The organism is Acidimicrobiales bacterium (genome assembly GCA_035630295.1).
Taxonomy (GTDB): Bacteria; Actinomycetota; Acidimicrobiia; order Acidimicrobiales; family Iamiaceae; genus Iamia.
Map to the genome: position 1 here is coordinate 92,036 of DASQKY010000020.1, position 19,730 is coordinate 111,765.

At 76.9% G+C, this 19,730-nt stretch carries 15 protein-coding genes; 7 read left to right on the forward strand and 8 right to left on the reverse strand.

Translation table 11 applies throughout. The features are described 5' to 3' along the window. The first annotated feature begins 9 nt into the window (after positions 1–9). Positions 10–1,254, forward strand: a complete 1,245-nt coding sequence (locus VEW93_05150; GenBank protein ID HYI61173.1) for a glycosyltransferase — start codon at positions 10–12, stop codon at positions 1,252–1,254. Then, positions 1,251–2,390 (forward strand): polysaccharide pyruvyl transferase family protein, encoded by a 1,140-nt coding sequence (locus VEW93_05155; protein HYI61174.1) that lies wholly within the window; start codon positions 1,251–1,253, stop codon positions 2,388–2,390. The genes VEW93_05150 and VEW93_05155 overlap by 4 nt, the downstream gene beginning before the upstream one ends. On the opposite strand, the gene VEW93_05160 is transcribed toward VEW93_05155, so the two are convergent. Beyond that, on the reverse strand, positions 2,387–3,349 hold the full coding sequence (locus VEW93_05160; protein ID HYI61175.1) for a glycosyltransferase family 2 protein: 963 nt from the start codon (positions 3,347–3,349) through the stop codon (positions 2,387–2,389). The two genes, VEW93_05155 and VEW93_05160, sit on opposite strands and share 4 nt — an antisense overlap. A 59-nt stretch (positions 3,350–3,408) precedes the next feature. Next, on the reverse strand, positions 3,409–5,697 hold the full coding sequence (locus VEW93_05165) for a hypothetical protein (GenBank protein HYI61176.1): 2,289 nt from the start codon (positions 5,695–5,697) through the stop codon (positions 3,409–3,411). Positions 5,698–5,792: 95 nt separating this feature from the next. Here VEW93_05165 and VEW93_05170 point away from each other — a divergent pair, with 95 nt between their 5' ends. Continuing rightward, positions 5,793–7,730 (forward strand): hypothetical protein, encoded by a 1,938-nt coding sequence (locus VEW93_05170; protein HYI61177.1) that lies wholly within the window; start codon positions 5,793–5,795, stop codon positions 7,728–7,730. A gap of 40 nt (positions 7,731–7,770) precedes the next feature. On the opposite strand, the gene meaB is transcribed toward VEW93_05170, so the two are convergent. From meaB to VEW93_05185, 3 genes are all read right to left on the reverse strand, one after another. After that, a complete protein-coding gene (gene meaB / locus VEW93_05175; protein HYI61178.1) occupies positions 7,771–8,781 on the reverse strand; it encodes a methylmalonyl Co-A mutase-associated GTPase MeaB in 1,011 nt (336 codons plus the stop codon). Positions 8,782–8,879: 98 nt separating this feature from the next. Beyond that, positions 8,880–11,024: a methylmalonyl-CoA mutase gene (scpA, locus tag VEW93_05180; protein HYI61179.1), complete on the reverse strand. Its 2,145-nt coding sequence runs from the start codon at positions 11,022–11,024 to the stop codon at positions 8,880–8,882. A gap of 64 nt (positions 11,025–11,088) precedes the next feature. Next, a complete protein-coding gene (locus VEW93_05185; GenBank protein HYI61180.1) occupies positions 11,089–12,387 on the reverse strand; it encodes a hypothetical protein in 1,299 nt (432 codons plus the stop codon). 154 nt (positions 12,388–12,541) lie between these two features. Here VEW93_05185 and VEW93_05190 point away from each other — a divergent pair, with 154 nt between their 5' ends. The 3 genes from VEW93_05190 to VEW93_05200 are packed head-to-tail and all read left to right on the forward strand — an operon-like array spanning position 12,542 to position 14,971. Further along, entirely contained in the window at positions 12,542–13,039 is a 498-nt protein-coding gene (locus VEW93_05190; protein ID HYI61181.1) for a hypothetical protein, read from the forward strand. 26 nt (positions 13,040–13,065) lie between these two features. After that, the gene (locus VEW93_05195; GenBank protein ID HYI61182.1) at positions 13,066–14,430 is read left to right on the forward strand and encodes an FAD-dependent oxidoreductase; all 1,365 of its coding nucleotides are present in this window, start codon (positions 13,066–13,068) and stop codon (positions 14,428–14,430) included. Positions 14,431–14,437: 7 nt separating this feature from the next. Beyond that, positions 14,438–14,971, forward strand: a complete 534-nt coding sequence (locus tag VEW93_05200) for an RDD family protein (GenBank protein HYI61183.1) — start codon at positions 14,438–14,440, stop codon at positions 14,969–14,971. 23 nt (positions 14,972–14,994) lie between these two features. On the opposite strand, the gene VEW93_05205 is transcribed toward VEW93_05200, so the two are convergent. Continuing rightward, the gene (locus VEW93_05205; protein HYI61184.1) at positions 14,995–16,770 is read right to left on the reverse strand and encodes an acetyl-CoA carboxylase biotin carboxylase subunit; all 1,776 of its coding nucleotides are present in this window, start codon (positions 16,768–16,770) and stop codon (positions 14,995–14,997) included. A 95-nt stretch (positions 16,771–16,865) separates the two neighbouring features. Between VEW93_05205 and VEW93_05210 the strand changes: the two genes are divergently transcribed. After that, on the forward strand, positions 16,866–17,735 hold the full coding sequence (locus tag VEW93_05210) for a biotin--[acetyl-CoA-carboxylase] ligase (protein HYI61185.1): 870 nt from the start codon (positions 16,866–16,868) through the stop codon (positions 17,733–17,735). Positions 17,736–17,779: 44 nt separating this feature from the next. Here VEW93_05210 and VEW93_05215 read toward each other — a convergent pair whose 3' ends face one another. Together VEW93_05215 and VEW93_05220 are read right to left on the reverse strand one after the other, a co-directional pair. Beyond that, entirely contained in the window at positions 17,780–18,637 is an 858-nt protein-coding gene (locus VEW93_05215; protein HYI61186.1) for an aminotransferase class IV, read from the reverse strand. Then, a complete protein-coding gene (locus VEW93_05220) occupies positions 18,634–19,665 on the reverse strand; it encodes an anthranilate synthase component I family protein (protein ID HYI61187.1) in 1,032 nt (343 codons plus the stop codon). The genes VEW93_05215 and VEW93_05220 overlap by 4 nt, the downstream gene beginning before the upstream one ends. Positions 19,666–19,730 lie beyond the last annotated feature (65 nt).

Consider the following 19,730-nt stretch of genomic DNA (forward strand, 5'->3'; position numbering starts at 1 on the left):
TACGAGCGCATGTCAGGGGCCTCCGCGACCGAGCCGCTGCGCCTGCTCGTGCTGGCCACCACGTTCCCGGCCCGGGCCGGTGACGGCACGCCGGAGTTCGTCCTGACCCTCTCCGCGGCCCTGGCCGCCGCCGGCGTCGAGGTTCACGCCGTGGTCCCCCGGGTGCCCGGCGCCCCGGCCCGCGAGGTGGTCGAGGGGGTCGACGTGCGGCGCTTCGCCTACTTCCCCCGCCGGTTCGAGGGCCTGGCCCACGGGGCCATCATGGCCAACCTCCGGGCCCAGCGGTGGCGGGCGGCCGAGGCGCCGCCGCTGGTGGCGGCGTTCGGGGCCGCGGCCCGGCGCGAGGTGCGGCGGGTGCGGCCCCACGTGGTCCACGCCCACTGGCTGGTGCCGGCCGGGCTGGTGGCCCTCGGCCTCCGGCGCACCGCCGGGGTGCCGTACGTGGTCACCGCCCACGGCGCCGACGCCTACACGCTGCGCTCGGCCGCCGCCCTCCGGGCCAAGCGGGCCGTGGTGGCCGGGGCCGCGGCCACCGTGCCGGTCAGCGCGGCCATCGGCGAGGCCCTGGCCCCCCTGGGCCCGGTGGCCGCACCCATCCCCATGGGCGTGGACGTGGTCCGCATCGCCGCCGAGGTCGGCCTCCGGGCCCCCGAGCCGGGCCGGGTGCTGTTCGTGGGCCGCCTGGTCGAGAAGAAGGGCGTGGACGTCCTGCTCCGGGCCCTGGCCCTGGTGCCCGAGGCCGGGGCCGTGGTGGTGGGCGACGGTCCGGCGCGGCCGACCCTGGAGGCCCTGGCCGCCGAGCTCGGCCTCGGGGGCCGGGCCCGGTTCCTGGGCCAGCAGCCGCGGGCCGCGGTGATGGCCGAGCTGGCCCGGGCCGCGGTGGTGGCCCTGCCGTCCCAGGTGGGAGCCGGGGGAGACCAGGACGGCACGCCGGTGGTGCTGGGCGAGGCAGTGGCCGCCGGGGTCCCGGTGGTGGCCTCCGACCTGGGCGGCCTGTCCGAGCACGTGGCCGACGGGGAGACGGGCTGGGTGGTGCCCCCCGGCTCGGTCGAGGCGCTGGCCGCGGCCCTACGGGACACCGTGGCCGACCCGGCCGAGGCCGGGCGCCGGGCCGCCGCGGCCCGCGCCGCCCTGGCCGGCACCCTCGACCTGGCCAGCGTGGCCCGCCGCTACCGGTCGGTGCTGGAGGCCGCCGCGCACCGGGCCCCCCGGCCCGGCCCGGCCGGCGTCGGGGCCGGGCTCGACGCCGGATGAGCCCACCGACGGTCGCCGTCGTCCACGCCTACAGCCGAGCCAACAGCGGCGACGGGCTGCTGGTCGACCTCACCCTGGAGCGCCTGGCCCGGGCCGGCGTCCCCGCCGACTCGTGCACGGTGGTGGCCCTGGACCCGGCCTCGTTCGCCGACACGGCCCGCACCGCGGCCGTGGGCACCCCGGGCCGGGCCGCCGACCTCTCGGCCCTGGTCGCCGCCGGCCGGGGCCTGGCCCTGGTGGCCGGGGCCCGGCGGCCCGCCCTGGCCCGCTCGGCCGCGGCCCGGGCCGTGGCCGGCGCCGACCTGTGCGTGGCCGTGGGCGGCGGCTACCTCCGCACCGGCACCCGGGTCAACTCGGTGGGCACCGCCCTCAACCACCTGCCCCAGCTGCTGGCCGTGGCCCGGGGCGGGCGGCCCTCGGTGTACCTGCCCCAGAGCATCGGCCCGCTGGCCGGGCCGGTGGGCCGGCGGGTGGCCCGGGCCCTGGCCGGGGTGGGATCGGTCCACGTGCGCGACGACCGGTCCCGCGCCGAGCTGGCCGGCCTGGCCAACGTCACCCGCACCCCCGACCTGGCCGTGCTCGACCTGGCCGAGCGGTGGGCGGCGGGGGCCGCCCCCGTCACCGCGGCCGGGGACGGCCCCACGCTGCTCATCGGGCGGGCCCTGCCCGACGCTCCCGCGGCCGGGGCCCGCCTCCGGGCCCTGGCCGAGCGGCTGGGGGAGGTGGCCTGGGCGGTGCAGGCCGAAGGCTCGGCGGCCAAGAGCGATCGCACCTTCTACCAAGGCCTGGGCGTGCCGGTGGCCGGCCGCACCGGCGAGCTCCTGCGCCGGGGCGGATGGGGGGCGGTGGTGTCGGTGCGGTTGCACGGGGCGCTGGAGGCCCTGCTGGCCGGCTACCCGGCGGTCCACCTGGGCTACGAGCGCAAGAGCTGGGGCGCCTACCAGGACCTGGGCCTGGCCGGCCACGTCCACTCGGCCCGGGCCTTCGACCCCGGCGTGGTGGCCGACCAGGTGGCCGCCCTGCGGGCCGACCCGGGCCCGTTCTGGGCCGCGCTCGGGGCTGAGGCCGAGCCGCTGCGGGAGCGGTCCGAGGCCCTCACCGCCGACCTGGCCGCCGCCGTCGAGCGGGCGCCCTAGGTCCGGACCGGTTCCCGGACCGCGGCCGTGGCCGGCTGCACCTCGTGGGTGGCCCGGGTGGCCCGGCCCACCAGGTCGGCCAGCATCCCCACCACGAAGACCTGGAAGGCGGCGAAGAGGGTGAGCACGGTGTTGACCGCCACCCGGCCGTCGTAGGTCGCGACGTCGTAGACCAGCTTGCCCCCGCCGATGGCGGTGAGGGCCAGGCCCAGGGGCAGGAAGACCCGCAGCGGGTTGAACGAGAGGGTCATGCGGATGACTTGCAGGAGGTAGCGGCGGGTGTCGCGCCACCAGTGGAACTTCGACCGGCCGGCCCGCTCGGAGTACTCGATGGGCCAGTACTTCACCGTGTAGCCGTGGGCCAGGAACGTGAGGGTGATGGTGGTGACGCAGCTGAACCCGGGGGGGAGCTGGCTCACGTACTGGAGGGCGACGTCGCGCCGGAAGGCCCGCATGCCCGAGTTGAGGTCCGGGATCGGCGTCTGGACCAGGTACGAGGCCAGCTTGCGGATGAGCAACTTGGCCGGCACCCGGAACAGCTTGTGGGTCCCCTGCTCGGAGGTGCGGGCCCCCACCACCTGGTCGTGGCCCTCCATCTCCCGCACCAGCTCCGGGATGAGGTCGTTGGGGTAGGTCATGTCGACGTCGGTCCACACCACCACCCGGCCCCGGGCCGCCCGGGTGCCGTGCTTGCGGGCCGAGCCCGACCCCCGGTTGGTGAGGAAGGGGATGAGCCGGATGTCGGAGATCTCCCGCAGGGCCTCCCCGGAGCCGTCGTCGGAGCCGTCGTCCACCACGATGATCTCGTACGACATCCCGGAGGCGTCCATGGCCGCCCGGATGCGGTCGATCTCGGTCCGCAGGTGGCCCTTCTCGTTGAAGACGGGCAGGACGATGCTCACGTCCAGGGTGTCAGCGGGCCCACCGGGCGCGGCGTGCTCCAGGGCGGGGGCGTCCATGGGGGCCGAGGCTACTGGCCGGGCCCCCGCCGCCCCGCGGCCCGGCGCCGGCCCCGGTCTCAGCGCTCGACGGTGACGGTCGCGGTGGCCACGGCGCCGAAACGGGCCTCGCCCTCGCGCAGGAGCTGGGCCGAGACCCGGTAGTGGCCCGGCTCGAGGTCGCCCAGGTCGACCTCCACCGGCAGGCTGAGGCGGGTGCTGGCCCCCGGGAGCCAGCGGGCCAGGTCGGAGCGGCCGTCGGCCACCGTGCAGCCGCACTCCTCGCCGTGGACCAGGACGCCGAGCCGGACCCGGCCGGCGGGGGGGGCGGTGCGGTCCAGGCCGGGCCAGGGCTCGCCGGCCGGCCGGGTGACCACCACCCGGGCCCGCAGGTCCTCGCCCTCCAGGGCCGGGCCGGCGGTGAAGCGGACCTCGGCCCGCTCCATGGCCGGGCTGATCCCGGCCAGGCCGGCGGGCAGCAGCTCCCCGGCCGCGGCCAGCGCCTCCTGGCGGGCCCCGGGCCCCACCCACAGGCCGGCCCCGGTCCCGGCGTCGACCCAGGCCAGCCGGTACCCGGCCGCCGGCAGCTCGGGCTGATCGGTGCCGGTGACGATGAAGGTCCGGCCCCGCTCCCACTGGGGCCCGAAGGCTCGCAGGGCCACCAGGTCGGGCGTGTAGAGCTGGTAGCGGTAGAACTGCTCGACCACGCTGGTGTCGCCGTCCATCAGGTAGACGACCTCGTCACCAGGTTCCAGGATGGCGCCCAGGTCGGCGGCGTGGCGGGGGTCGGAGCCCCGGTCGGGCCCGATCTGGTCCAGGCTCCGCACCGTGCCCACCACCACCAAGAGGGCGGCCAACACCAGCAGCGCCGCGGGCCGGGCCCGGCGCACGGCGCTGGCCGCCACCACCACCACGACCAACGCCACGGCGATGGCGGTGGCGGTCCGGAGCCGCTGGGGGCCCCGGGGCTCGAGGGCGATGAGGCCCAGGATGGTGTAGGGCGTGTAGCCCCCCTTCAGGGCGTCCAGCCGGGTGAGCCACACCAGGCCGCCGGTGGCCACCGTGGCCGCCACCACCAGGCCCAGGGCCCGGCCCCGGGCCGCCCAGGTGCGGGTGGCGACCAGGGCCGAGAAGCCGCAGGTGACGAGGACGGCCACGAACATCTCGTTGTAGCGGCCGTAGACGGCCTGGTCGCCCCGGGCCCCGCCGCTGATGAACACCGCCCCGGCGGCGAAGGGCAGGCCCAGGACGGCCAGCACCGCGGTGGAGGCCACCGGGTCGAGGGCCCGCAGGCCGGCCACCGGGGCGGCGCTCGGGTCGGCCCCGGGCCGGCCGTGGCCGGGCCCCCGGCGGCGCCGGAGGGTGTCGAGCCCGCCCACGTCGCGCCACCAGCGATGGGCCAGGGCCCAGGCCCCCAGGCCGGCCAGGCCGGCGGTGGTGGCCAGCAGGTACCAGACCTGGCCAGTGGTGGCCAGGGCCAGCCGCCCGACGCGAGCCACGCCGTCGGCGTCGGACAGCCCGGCCGTCACCTGGCCCCCCGGCTCGTAGAGCCGGTCGTGCACGGCCCCGGCGGCGGCCCGGGCCGCGACCAGGGCGGCCACCGTCAGGGCCACCACGGCCCCCGCCCCCGGCGGGGCCAGGCGGCGCTGGACGGCCAGGGCCACCACCACCAGCAGCACCACCCCCACGACCGGCAGCAGCCGGGCGTGGACCACGTTGCCAGCCACCACCGTGAGGCCGGCCACCGCCCCCCGGGCCACGGTGGGCCGCTCGACCAGGCGCAGCACGGTGAGGACGACCAGGGCGAAGAACAGGGGCGTGACCGCGTCGCTCCAGGCCAGGGTGCCGGTCACGGCCAGGCCCGGCAGCGAGGCCGCCACCGCGCTGGCGGCCAGCGACCACGGCGGGGCCAGGGTGGTGAGGCGCCGGGTCAGGGCCTCGACGGCCACGAAGGTGAGCCCGGCGGCCACCACGTTGGTGAGCATGGCGGCCCGGTAGACGGTGTCGGGCGAGAGGTCCAGGGCGAACCACGGGGCCAGGAGCACCGAGTAGCCGGGGCCGTAGGTGGCGGCCATGCCCAGGTTCCACCGGGGTCCCCCGCCCAGGAGCCGGGCCATGGCCAGGTAGGCGGTCTCGTCGGCCACGATCCGCGGGAAGCGGGCCGTGCTCACCACCCACAGCCGCAGGGCCATGACCGCGGCCGCGCCCGCGGCCCACCCCAGGGGCCCGGCCCATCGGGGGCGGCCGTCGATCGGGGCCTGGCCCGGGCCGGCGCCGCGCCCAGGGCCGGCGTCGGGGTCGGGGTCGGGGTCAGGGTCGGGGGCCGGCCGGTTCTCGTCGGGCGCGGTGGTCGGGGTCGGGGAGGGCATGGGGGCTCGGCCCGTCGTGGCGGCGGACGGGTGGGTCATCTTCGCGCCGGGGCCCGCCGGCCGAGGCCATCGGGGGGCCCCGCTACCATCGCCCCGTGCCAGCGGCAGGGAAGGGCCCGGACCCGGGCTCCGGTGGCTGGCGGCACTCCTGGCCGATGGCCGTGGCCGCGGTGGGCCTCCTGGCCCTCGTGCTCCGGTGCTGGGCGCCGGGCCCGGTGACCCAGCGGGTGGACGAGGACCTGTGGCTGGCCCGTTCCGAGGCCTTCCGCGCCGCGGTGGCCCACGGCGACCTGGAGCGGGCCAGCGCCTCGCCCGACGGCCAGCTGGCCACCCTGCCCGGGGCCACCACCATGTGGGCCGGCGCCGCCGGGCGCGACCTGGCCCGGGTCAGCGCCGGGCTGGGGCTGTCGGCCCCGGTGTCGGGGCCGTCGGACCGCTCGCCCCAGGTGCTGCGGGCCGGCCGGGCCCTGGTGGCCCTGGCCACCGCCCTGGCCCTGGTGGTCACCGTGCTGGCCGGCGCCGTGCTGGTGGGCCGGCGGGCGGCGCTGGTGGCCGGGGTGCTGATGGCCACCGAGCCGTTCTTCGTGGGCCACGGGGGCCTGCTCCACACCGACGCCATGGTGGCCCAGTTCGGGGCGGCGGCCGTGGTGGCCGCCGCGGTGGCCGGGGCCCGGGCCCTGGCCGTGGTGGGCCTGCCGGTCCCCGGCCTGGGCGGTGAGGTCGCGAGGGACCGGTCGCCGGACGGGTCGCCGGAGGACGAGGGGGGGCCGGGAGTCGGCGACGGGCCGGAGGACGGGTCGCGGGAGGACGGGGCGGGGTCGGGGGCCGGGTCGCCGGAGGCCGGGGCGGGTTCCGGGGCCGGCGAGGGGCGGGGGGACGAGCCGGCGGGGGACAGGCTTCCGGACGACGCTCGGGGGGCCCGGCGGAGCGTGGCCGCCTGGGCGGTGGTGGCCGGGGTGTGCGGGGCCCTCAGCGTGCTGTCCAAGATCAACGCCGTGGTGCTGGTGGGGACCGGCGCCGCCCTGCTGACCCTGGCCCTGGCCGTCGAGGTGGCCCGCCGCGACCGGCGCCTCCTGGGCCGGTGGGCCGGGGCCTGGGCCCGGGCCGCGGCCTGGGCCACGGGCTCGGCCGCCCTCACCACACTCCTCCTGTGGCCGGCCCTGGCCGTCGAGCCGGCCGGGCAGCTCCGGGCCGTGCGCCGCTCGGCCACCCAGCTCCAGATCGGGAGCTACACGTTCTTCGACGGGGAGGTGGTGGCCTCCCCGCCGGCCCGCTTCGTGCTGGTGACCCTGGCCTGGCGGGCCACGCCCTGGTTCCTGGCCGGCGTCGCGCTGGCCGTGGTGGTGGCCGCCGGTCGCCGCCTGCTCCGGCGGGGCGGGCCGCGGCGGCCGTGGACGCCCTGGTGGTGGGCGGCGGTGGCCGCCGGCACCGCCGCGGTCTACCTGGCCGCGGTCATGCAGTCCGACCGGAAGTACGACCGCTACGGGCTGCCCGCCCTGCCCTTCGCGGCCCTGGCCGTGGGGGCGGTGGTCGAGGCCGGGGTGCGGGCGGCGCGGGCCCGCGGCCTCTCGCCCCGCCTGGTCCGGGGGGCGGGCCTGGTGGCCTCCGGGGCCCTGGCCGTCCATGCGCTGGCCCTCGCCCCCTACGCCCTCTCGTACGTGAACCCGGCCCTGGGGGGCCAGCAGGGCGCCCTCTCGGAGATCACGCTGGGCGGCGACGGTGTCGAGCAGCTGGGCCGCACCATCATCGAGCGGGAAGGGGGGCGGTGCCAGGGGGTGCGCACCGTCTACTCGGCGTCGCTGCGGGTGGCCCTGCCCTGCGGGCAGATCGTGGCCCTGGACCTCTCCGGGCCGGTGGACCTGGACGACGTCGACTACGTGGTCATCACCGTGAGCATGCGCCAGCGGGGCATCGCCGCCCCCCTGGACGAGGCCCTGGCCGGTCGGGCCCGGCGGGTCGACACCGTGGAGGTCGGCGGGGTCACCTACGCCGAGCTGTGGGCCCTCGACCGGGGCGGGCCCGGCGGCGGGTAGCTGGCCGCGGGGCCGGCGGAGGCCGCCCTCCGCAGCGGGCTCAGGCCGGTCGGCCCGCCTCGGCGGTCAGGTCCAGCCGGGCCAGGAGCTGCCGGGCCCCGGTGGCCGGGCTGGTCGTCCCGGCCTCGACCGCGGCCTCGACCGCGGGCAGGGCGTCGGCCACCGCCGGGTCGGTGCGGAGCCGGAGCTCCAGGGCCCCCCGGAGCTCGGACCACAGCCAGGCCCGGGCCTGCTGGCGGCGCAGGCGGTCGAGGCCCCCGCCGGCCCGGAGGGCGGCGTGGGCGTCGGCCACCGCGGCCCACACCTCGGCCACGCCGTGGCCGGTGACGGCGGAGGCCAGCAGGGCCTGGGGGGCCACCTCGGGGTGGCGGGGCCGGAGCAGGTGCAGGGCCCGGCGGACATCGGCGGCGGCGTGGGCCGCGGCGGCGGCCAGGTCCCCGTCGGCCTTGGTCACCACCACCAGGTCGGCCAGCTCCATGATCCCGCGCTTGATGCCCTGCAGGTCGTCCCCGCCGGTCGGGGAGGCCAGCAGCACGAACAGGTCGGTGAGGTCGGCCACCGCGATCTCGCTCTGGCCCACGCCCACCGTCTCCACCAGCACCACGTCGAAGCCGGCGGCCTCGCACAGCAGCAGCGACTCGCGGGTGCGGCGGGCCACGCCGCCCAGCTCGCCGCCGGAGGGGGAGGGGCGCACGAAGGCGCCGGGATCCTTGGCCAGGTGCTCCATCCGGGTCTTGTCGCCCAGGATCGACCCGCCGGTGCGGGAGCTGCTGGGGTCGACGGCCAGCACCGCCACCCGGTGGCCGTGGCCGGTCAGGTGGGTGCCGAAGGCCTCGATGAAGGTCGACTTGCCCACCCCCGGTGGCCCGCTGATGCCCAGCCGCACCGCCCCCCCGGTGCGGGGCAGGAGGGCCTCGACCAGGGCGGCGGCCTGCTCGCGGTGGTCGCCCCGGGTCGACTCCACCAGGGTGATGCCCCGGGCCAGGGCCCGCCGGTCGCCGCCGACGATGGCGTCGGCCAGCTCGGTCGCGGGTTCGGGAGCGGCGGCCACGGTGCAGAGGGTAGGCAGCCGACCCCACCCGCGGTGCCTCCACCCCACGAACCGAGCACGGAAAGGCCGGGGTATCGGGCTCTTCGTGCTCGGTTCGGTCAGGCGGGGGTGGGGCGGGTGCGGATCAGGTCGAGGACCTGGGAGGCGGCGGTGGGGATGTTGGTGCCGGGGCCGAACACCGCGGCCACCCCCGTGTCCCGGAGGAACTGGTGGTCGCCGGGGGGGATGACCCCGCCGCACACCACCAGCACGTCGCCGGCCCCCGCGGCCCGCAGGGCCTCGATGAGCTGGGGGACCAGGGTCTTGTGCCCGGCGGCCTGGGACGACACGCCGACCACGTGGACGTCGTTCTCCACCGCGTCGCGGGCGGCCTCGGCCGGGGTCTGGAACAGGGGGCCCACGTCCACGTCGAAGCCCAGGTCGGCGAAGGCGGTGGCGATGACCTTGGCCCCTCGGTCGTGGCCGTCCTGGCCCATCTTCACCACCAGCATGCGGGGGCGGCGGCCCTCCTCGGCGGCGAAGGCGTCGACCTCGGCCCGGATGCGCTCGAAGCCCTCGTCGCCCTCGTAGCCCTGGCCGTACACCCCCTGGAGGGTACGGACCTGGGCCGTGTGCCGGCCGAAGGTCGCCTCCATGGCGTCGCTCATCTCCCCGACGGTGGCCCGGGCCCGGGCCGCCTCGACGCACAGGGCCAGCAGGTTGGCGTCGCCGGCGGAGCCCTCCCGCAGGGCGGCCAGGGCCTTGTCGCAGGCCCCCTCGTCGCGGGTGGCCCGGATGCGCTCCAGCTTGGCCACCTGCTGGGCCAGCACGGCCCGGTTGTCGATGTCGAGCACGTCGACCTGCTCGGGGTCGGCCACGGTGTACTTGTTCACGCCCACCACCACCTCGTCGCCCCGGTCGATGCGGGCCTGGCGCCGGGCCGCCGACTCCTCGATGCGCAGCTTGGGCATGCCCGACTCGACGGCCTTGGTCATGCCCCCCAGCTCCTCCACCTCGGCCATCAGGGTCCGGGCCCGATCGGCCAGGTCCCGGGTCAGGGCCTCGACGTAGTAGGAGCCGCCCAGCGGGTCGACCACGTGGGGGATGCCGGTCTCCTCCTGGAGCACCAGCTGGGTGTTGCGGGCGATGCGGGCGCTGACGTCGGTGGGCAGGCCCAGGGCCTCGTCGAAGGCGTTGGTGTGCAGGCTCTGGGTGCCGCCCAGCACCGCGGCCATGGCCTCCACCGTGGTGCGGATCACGTTGTTGTACGGGTCCAGGGCGGTGAGCGACACCCCCGAGGTCTGGCAGTGGGTGCGGAGCATGAGCGACTTCGGGTCCTTCGGGGCGAACTGGCTCATGACCTCGTGCCACAGCAGGCGGGCGGCCCGCAGCTTGGCCACCTCCATGAAGAAGTCCATGCCGATGGCGAAGAAGAAGCTGAGCCGGCCGGCGAAGCGGTCGACGTCGAGGCCCCGGTCCAGGGCGAAGCGGACGTACTCCAGCCCGTCGGCGATGGTGAAGGCCAGCTCCTGGTCGGCCGTGGCCCCCGCCTCCTGCATGTGGTAGCCGGAGATGGAGATCGAGTTGAACCGGGGCATGTGGTCGGCCGTGTACTCGATGATGTCCGAGACGATCCGCATGCTCGGCTCGGGCGGGTAGATGTAGGTGTTCCGGACCATGAACTCCTTGAGGATGTCGTTCTGGATGGTCCCCGACAGCTGGGCCCGGTCGACCCCCTGCTCCTCGCCGGCCACGATGAAGCTGGCCAGGCAGGGCAGCACCGCCCCGTTCATGGTCATCGACACCGACATCTTCTCCAACGGGATGCCGTCGAAGAGGATCTTCATGTCCTCCACCGAGTCGATGGCCACGCCGGCCTTGCCCACGTCGCCCTCCACCCGGGGGTGGTCGGAGTCGTAGCCCCGGTGGGTGGCCAGGTCGAAGGCCACCGACACGCCCTGCTGGCCGGCAGCCAGGTTGCGCCGGTAGAAGGCGTTGGACTCCTCGGCGGTGGAGAACCCGGCGTACTGGCGGATGGTCCACGGCCGGTTGCTGTACATGGTGGCCCGCACGCCCCGGGTGAAGGGCGGGAAGCCGGGCAGGGTGCCGGTCTCGACCTCGGCCACGTCGGCCGCGGTGTAGAGGGGCTTGACGTCGATGCCCTCGGGGCGGGTGCGGACCAGCTCGTCCGGGTCGCGGCCCTTGAGGTCCCGGCCGGCCTGGGCCCGCCAGTCGTCCAGGGTCGGCTCGGCGTCGCTCGTCACCCGGCCGAGGTTACGGCTCGCCCCCCCGGCGCCCCAAGGGCGCGCCGGGGGCGGGGCCTGTCGGTCAGGCGCCGTGGGCGTGGTCGCAGAGGCGCTCCTCGCCCTCCTCGATCTGGCCGGCGCCGACCCCCTCCAGGGCGGCGAAGGGGCCGCACCGGTGGGATTCGATCCACACGTGGATCATGGGCACCGGGGTGAACTTCTGCAGCGGGGCCTCGCAGGTCCCGCCCACCTCGGTCACGCCGACCACCCGGGGGTGGTCTCCCGGCGTGAAGCACAGGTCGTCGTGGATGTGCCACTGGGTCAGCGGGCCGCCCACCTCGGGCACCGTGTCCAGCGTGACCCCGGGCTCGGCCATGAACATGGCCGACACCAGGCGCTTGCCGCCGCCGCTGGTGTCGTAGACCAGCGCCTCGGGGTGATCGGGATCGAGGGTCCGACCGTCGGAGAGGTAGTCCCAGTGGATGTAGTGCTCGTGGCCGGTGAACCCGTCGCCGATGGACTTGAAGCCGGCGGCCTCGGCGGTGGCCACGTCGGCGAAGTGGGGCAGGCGGATCAGGGTGATGGCGATGAGGTTCTCGGCCCGGGCCTGCTGCTCGGGGGTCACGCCCTCGACCCCGCTCAGGTCCAGGGGCAGCGCCGGGTCGTAGGGGGTGGGGGCCACCGCCGCGGAGGCGCCGTGCGCACCTTCCGGGTGGTCACCCTCGGGCTGGTCGCCGGCCGGGTGGTCGCCCTCGGCGTGGTCGCCGTCGGCGTGGTCGGCGGCGTCGCCGTGGGGATGGTCGGCCGCGGCCTCGTCACCGTGGCCCCCGGCGTGGGAGTGGGAGCCGGCCGAGACCATGGCCGCCACCGAGAGGGCGGCCACCGGCAGGGCCAGGAGCGCCAGGCGCGGCCCCCGGGCCGGGCGGGCCGCCCGGCCCGGCCGGCGGGGCACGCCGGTGGTCACCAGCTCGCGCCCGGCCAGGGCCACGGCCACCACGGCCAGGGCGGCGGCGGCCCCGTCGGCCAGTTGGACCGACTCCGAGACGTCGAGCCCGTCGACGAACCCGATGCCCACCGTCTTGGCCAGCAGCCAGCCCCCGAGGGCGCCGAGATGGATCGCCGCGCCGGCGGCCAGCAGCAGGCGCCCGCCGCGAGGTCGGGCCAGGGCGGCGGCGCCCCAGGCCACCTGGAGGGCGGCCACGACGGTGAAGGCCAGGGTGGCGGGCCGGTGCTCGCTGTGCACGCCGATGGCCGCAGCGTGGATGGCCCCCGCCCCCAGGGAGGCCAGCGCGGCGGTCCCCATGCCCAGCGTCACCGCGGCGGGTGACGGGGGGGCGGGAGGGACGGGCCCCTCGGTGGGCTCGTGCGGCGTGGTGATCACAGTGCTCCTCGGTCGATCTGCCAAGGCTACGCCGCCTCCGGCCACGGTGTGACGTCGACCACGGCCCGGCGTTCAGGTTCACCCGGTCGGGGGGCGGGCGGCCGGGGCCGTAACGTGGCCCCATGGAACGGGTCGCCCGGCGGCGAGAAGCACGGTGAGCCGGCTCCTGGTGGTGGCGGCCGCCCTCTGCCTGGTGGCCGGGGCCGTCCTGGGGGCGTGGGGCTGGGAGGACCGGGAGGCCTCGGCCCGGCGCATCGTGCCCACCCCCGAGAGCCGCGGGGGCCTGGGCGTGTTCGAGGGGAGCGAGGGCCGCCGCGAGGAGGCCTGCCAGCGGCTGTTCGCCGTCGCCACCCTGCAGGTGCCCCGCCCCGAGGCGTCGGGGTGGCCGGGTGGGCCGGGGGAGCCGGGCGGTGCGCCCCGGAGCTCCGAGGCCGACCCGGAGCAGGTGGCCCGGACCTTCGCCCTGCTCCTCGATCCCGGGATGATCGAGGACGTGCCCGAGTTGGCCCAGGACCCCGAGGTGGTCCGGACCATGGCCGACCTCCGGGCCGCCCTGCGGCGTGTCATCGACGAGCAGCGCGACCCCTACCAGGACCGCGACGTGAGCCAGGCCGCCGGGGCGCTGGGCCTGGCCCTCATCGCCGTCTGCTGACCAGCGGCCCTCGGTAGCCTCCGGGCATGGCTCACCGCTTCGTCGTCATCGGGGGAGGGCCCGCCGGCAACCAGGCCGCGACCACCGCGGCCCGCCTCGGGGCCGAGGTCACCGTGGTCGAGCGGGACGTGGTGGGTGGGGCCGCCCACCTGCGGGACTGCATCCCGTCCAAGGCCATGATCGCCACCGGCGGGACCATGGAGGAGCTGCGCCGGGTGGCGGGCATGGGCCTGGACCCGGTCGAGCCCGGCCTGGACCTGTCCGGGTTGCGGGACCGCATCGACGGGATCGAGGCCCGCCTGGAGCGCTCGGTCACCGGGCTGCTGGAGAGCCAGGGGGTGCGCATCATCAGCGGCACCGGCTGCTTCGTGAGCCCCCACGAGGTGGAGGTCACCCCGGCCGGCGGCACCGAGCCCGAGGTGCTGGTGGCCGACACGGTGGTGCTGGCCACCGGCAGCCGGCCCCGCATCCCCGACTGGGCCCCCATCGACGGCGACCGGGTGCTCACCACCCGCCACGCCTACCCGCCGCCGGCCCTGCCCGAGCACCTGGTGGTGATCGGCTCCGGGGTCACCGGCGTGGAGTTCGTGCACATGTTCTCGGCCTTCGGGTGCCAGGTCACCCTCATCGTGAGCCGCCAGCAGGTGCTGCCCCAGAAGGACCCCGAGGTGGCCGCGGTGCTGGAGGACGACTTCCTCCGGCGCGGGGTCAGCCTGTTCAAGGGGGCCCGGGCCGAGGGCATCGACGTCGGCCCGGACGGGGTGGCGGTGCGCTGCGACGACGGCCGGGTGGCCCGGGGGAGCCACGCCCTGCTGTGCATCGGCTCCATCCCCAACTCCGAGGACCTGGGCCTCGACGCCGCCGGGGTGAAGGCCGAGGGGGGCTACGTGGTGATCGACCACAACTGCCGCTCCTCGGTGCCCCACGTCTACGCCGCCGGTGACCTGTCGGGGAAGCTGCCGCTGTCGTCGGTGGCCTCCATGCAGGGGCGCAAGATCGCCGAGCACGCCCTGGGCCTCCACCAGGGCCCGCACCGGCACCTCGACTACGACAAGGCCGCCTCGGCCATCTTCACCGACCCGGAGATCGCCGATGTGGGCCTGGCCGAGGCCGAGGCCTTCGCCAGCGGCCGGAAGGTGCGGGTCACCAAGGTGCCGTTCTCGGCCTCGGCCAAGGCGCTGATCAACGACGACTCCCGGGGCTTCGTGAAGATCATCTCGGACCCGGCCACCGGGGTGGTGATGGGGGGCTCCATCGTGGGCCAGCACGCCGCGGAGCTCATCTCGGTCCTGGCCCTGGCCGTCACCGCCGGGCTGAAGGTCACCGACATCGTCGAGAGCCTGCTCGTGCACCCGGCCCTGGCCGAGTCGCTGGCCGACGCCGCCGAGTAGGCGCCCGGTGGACACCCCCGCCCCGTCCGCGGCCGAGCGCTTCCCCAACGGGCCGCAGTCGTTCCCGGCCGCCGGGGCCAACTCGCTGGCCACCATCTCCCGCCGGTGGCTGGCCCGAGGGGTCGACGCCGTGCTGATCGGCGTCCCGGTGCTGCTGGCCACCAGCGTCGTCCTGGTGCTCCAGGCCGCCGGCGATCCCTCCGCCGAGCCGGCCGACGCCGCCGGGCCCACCGCCCAGGCCGTCACCTGGGGAGCCCTGGTGGCGGTGGCCGTCCTCTACGAGACGGTGACGGTCACCCTGTGGGGCCAGACGCTGGGGAAGCTGCTGCTCGGCATCCGGGTGGCCCGGCAGGTCAACGGGCGCTGCCCCCTGTGGTGGGAGGCGGCCGTGCGGATCGCCCTCCCGGGGGTGGTGGCCACCGTGCCCCACCCGCTGGCCAAGGCGGCGGCCATGGCGCTGTACGCGGCGGCCATGTTCGACCCCCTGCGGCGGGGCGTGGCCGATCGGGCCGCCGGCACGGTGGTGGTCCGCACCCGCTGACCGCGCCCCCGCTGGCGGGCGGGCTACTCGATGACGAGGACGACGTCGCCGGCGGCCACGGTCTGGCCGGCCTCGACCTTGACCTCGGCCACGGTGCCGTCCTTGCCCGCGGTGATGGCGTTCTCCATCTTCATGGCCTCGAGCAGGCAGACGGTCTGGCCGGCGGTGACCTCGTCGCCGGCGGCCACGGTGACCTTCACGATGGTGCCCTGCATGGGCACGGTGACCGAGCCCGAGCCGGCCGCCGCCGCGCCGGCACCGCCGGCCCCCTTGCGGCGGGGGCGGGGGGTGGCCGCGCCGCCGGCCGCGGCCACCGGGGCCATGGCCGAGGCCGGGACCCACATGGCCACCGAGAAGCGCTTGCCGTTGACCTCGACGTCGACGTCGCGGCGGACCTTCTCCTCCGGCTCGGCGCCGTCCTCGGCCGCCGGGGGGGTCGGCTCGGCGCCCACGCCGCTCAGGTCGAGGGTCTCCTCCACCCACTTGGTGGAGTGACGGGCGGCCCTGAAGTCGTCGTGGGCCAGGATGGCCAGGTCGGCCGGGAGGGTGGTCTTGATGCCCTCGATGCGGAACTCGCGGATGGCCCGCTCCATGCGGCCGATGGCGGTGGCCCGGTCCGAGCCCCACACCACCAGCTTCCCGACCAGGTTGTCGTAGTACTGGCTGACCTCGTCGCCGGCGGTGTAGCCGCCGTCCCAGCGCACGCCGAAGCCCTGGGGGACCGCCATCTCGGTGATGCGCCCGGGGGAGGGGAGGAACTTCCCCCCGGCGGGGTCCTCGGCGTTGACCCGGACCTCGATGGCCCAGCCCCGCAGGTCGACGTCGTCCTGGGTGAAGGACAGGGGCTCTCCGGAGGCCACCCGGATCTGCTCCCGCACCAGGTCGATGCCCGAGATCAGCTCGGTGACCGGGTGCTCGACCTGGAGGCGGGTGTTCATCTCCAGGAACCAGAACTCGCCGTCCTGGTAGAGGAACTCGACGGTGCCGGCGTTGTAGTAGCCGCAGGCCTTGGCCACCTTGACCGCGGCCTCGCCCATGGCCTGGCGGGTCTCGGCCGGGAAGTCGGGGGCCGGGGCCTCCTCGATCAGCTTCTGGTGGCGGCGCTGGGCCGAGCAGTCGCGCTCGCCCACCCAGACGACGTTGCCGTGGGTGTCGCCGATGATCTGCATCTCGACGTGGCGGGGCTGGGTCAGGTAGCGCTCGACGTAGCACTCGTCGCGGCCGAAGCCCTTGAGCGCCTCGGACTGGGCCGACTCCAGGGCCGAGTGGGCCTCCTCGGCGCTGCGCACCACCCGCATGCCCCGGCCGCCGCCGCCGTAGGCCGCCTTGATGGCCACCGGCCAGCCGTGCTCGGTCCCGAAGGCCACCACCTCGTCGCCCGAGGCCAGGAACTCGGTGGTGCCGGGGACGCCCTCCACCCCGGCCTCCTGGGCCGCGATGCGGCTCGACACCTTGTCCCCCATGACCTCGATGGCCTCGGGGGGCGGGCCGATGAAGGCGACGCCCCGCTCGGTGATGGCCCGGGCGAAGTCGGTGTTCTCGGAGAAGAAGCCGTAGCCCGGGTGGACCCCGTCGGCCCCGCTCTGCTCGATGACCTCGAGGATCTTCTCGGTGTTGAGGTAGCTCTCGGCCGCCGTCTGGCCCCCGAGGGCGAAGGCCTCGTCCGCGATGCGGACGTGGAGGGCGTCGCGGTCGAGCTCGGAGTAGACCGCCACGGTCTCGATGCCGAGCTCCTGGCAGGCGCGGATCACCCGGACGGCGATCTCGCCCCGGTTGGCGATGAGGATCTTCGAGAGCACGGCGCCTTCCTAGGCGACCCGGGGGTGTCGAGGCCAGCACGGGCCCGAGGTGGAGGGGGACGGGCCCGGGTGCGCCGTGGCCTAGACACTCCGGGATGGAGCCCTCGACCTCCTTCGATGTCGATCGGGTGCGGTCCGCTCTGGCCGGCACCCGTTTCGGCGACGTGCGCTGGGGGGCCGAGACCGGCTCCACCAACGCCGACCTGCTGGCCCTGGCCGCCCAGGGCGAGCCCGAGGGCATCGTGCTGGGCGCCGACCACCAGACCGCCGGGCGGGGCCGGCGGGGCCGGACGTGGACCGCGCCCCCCGGTGCCGCCGTGCTGGTGTCGGTGCTGGCCCGGCCCCCGGCCCCGGCGGTGGAGCTGGTGCTGCCGGCCATGGCCGTGGCCGCGGCCGAGGCGGTGGAGCAGGTGTGCGGGGTGGCGCCGGGCATCAAGTGGCCCAACGACCTGGTCGTCCCGGCCGCCGGTGGCGGCCCGGACCGCAAGCTGGCCGGCCTGCTGGCCGAGGTGGCCTGGCCCCCCGGCGCCGACGTGGCCTCGGGGTGGGCGCCGCCCCCGGCCGGCCAGCGGGTGACGGTGGTGGGGGGGATGGGCCTCAACGTCCGGGCCGCGGGGCGGGCCCCGGAGCTGGAGGGCCTGGCCGTGGCCTGCGACGAGCTGGGAGGCGGCGTCCCCAGCCGGGAGGACCTGGTGGCGGCCTGGCTGGGCCGCCTCGACCACTGGTACCGCTGCGCCGTCGGGGTCGCCCGGGGAGGAGACGACGACGGGCCGGGCCGGCTGTGGGAGGCCTGGCGGGCCCGCTCGGCCACCCTGGGCCGGCGGGTGCGCATCGACCTGGGCGCCGACGACGTCGAGGGCCAGGCGGTGGACGTCACCCCGGAGGGCCGGCTGGTGGTCCGCACCCTGGCGGGGGAGGACCGGACCCTGGCCGTGGGCGACGTGACCCACCTCCGCCCGGCCTGACCCGACCGAGCGGCTCGGGGCCGAGGCCGAGCGGGCGCCGGCGGCTACGGGTCGAGGGTGCGGGTCCCGACGGCGGCGAGGGCGGCGGCCGCGGCCCGGGTGACCGGCCCCGGGGCCGGGCCGCCCAGGGGGGCGCCGTCGACGGCGGCGATGGCCTGCACGTCCCGGGTGGAGGAGGTGAGGAACGCCTCCGGCGCCCCCCGCAGCGCCGCGAAGGTGAGGTCGTCGACCTCGACCGCGTCGGTGGCCTCCAGCACCAGCTCCCGGGTGATGCCGGCCAGGCAGCCGGTGGCCAACGACGGGGTCAGGAGTTGCCCGTCGCGCACCACGAACACGTTGGAGCCGGTGCCCTCGCTGAGGCGCCCGGCGGTGTCGGCGAACAGGGCCTCGGTGGCCCCCGCGGCCCGGGCCCGGGCCAGGGCCAGCACGTTCTCGGCGTAGGACGTGGACTTCACCCCGGCCAGGCCGCTGGTCGGGTTGCGGGTGAAGGCCACGGTGGCCACCGCGGTGGCCTCGGGCCAGGCGTCGGGTGGGCCGGTGACCAGCAGGACGGTGCGGCCCTCGGTGCCCCGGTCGCTGCCGGCCGGCCCGGGCCCGCCGGTGACGGTCAGGCGCAGCCTGCCCACCCGCTCGCCGGCCGCGGTGGCCGCCGCCACCAGCTCGGCGCAGGCGGCCCGGAAGCCGTCGTCGTCCAGGGGCAGGCCCAGCTCCAGGGCGGCGGCCGAGCGGCGCAACCGGCGCAGGTGGCGGGTGAGGGCGAAGGGGGTGCCGTCCACCACCTTCATGGTCTCGAAGATGCCGTCGCCCACGGTCAGGCCGTGGTCGGTGACCGGCACGGTGGCCTCGGCCGCGGGGGCCACGCGGCCGTCCAGCCAGCACCAGGCGACGGGGGCGGGGCTCACGTCACGAGACTGCCACGGCTGGCCAGGGGCAGGAGGCGGGCTGCCTTCAGCTCCGTCTCGGCCCACTCGCCGGCCGGGTCGGAGTCCCAGGTGATGCCGCCCCCGGTGCCGAAGTGCAGCAGCCCGTCGTCGAGCCAGAACGTGCGGATGGCCACGTTCAGGGCCCCCCGGGCGGCATCGGCGTCGACCCAGCCCACGGCCCCGCAGTAGACGCCCCGCTCCACCGGCTCCAGCGCGTCGATCACCCCCAGGGCCGCCACCTTGGGGGCCCCGGTCACCGAGCCGGGGGGGAAGGTGGCCGCCACCACCTCGGCCCAGCCGGCCCCGGGGCGCAGGCGGCCCTCCACGGTGGACACCAGGTGGACCAGGCCGGGGTGGGGCTCCACCGCGCACAGGGCGGGCACGGTGACGCTGCCCCACTCGCACACCCGGCCCAGGTCGTTGCGGACCAGGTCCACGATCATCACGTTCTCGGCCGTGTCCTTGGCCAGGAACCCCTCCGGGGTGGCGGCCGTGCCCTTGATGGGCGAGGACCACACCCGCCGGCCGTGGCGCTCGAGGAAACGCTCGGGCGACGCCGAGGCCACGTGCACCCCCTGGGCCGGCAGGCGGACCACGGCGCTGAACGGGGCCGGGTGGCCGGCGGCCAGGGCGGCGCCGAGGGCGGCCACGTCGGCGCCCGGTGGGGCGGGGGCGGTGAGCCGGCGGGTCAGGTTCACCTGGTACACGTCGCCGGCGGCGATGGCATCGCGGATGTGGGCGACGCCGGCCCGGAACGACGCCTCGTCGAGGGAGCTGTCCCACGCGCCGGGCCCGCCGTCGACGCCGGGCCAGGGGGGGCCGGGCCAGGGCCGGGCCGGGCGCCGGCGCCGGAAGCGGGCGCACACCGGGGGACCGGAGAAGGGCAGCACCACGGCCCAGGTCCCGGTGCCTTCCAGGGCGGCCAGGTCGGAGGTGACGTCGGCCAGGTCGGTGAGGAGCCACCCGCCCACCACGGCCAGGGGCGCGAGGTCGGGGGCGACGGCCATGTCCGGAGGGTACGAGACGGCGTCGGGGGTCGGCTCCGCCCCTCGCCCCGTGGGGAGCGGGCCTC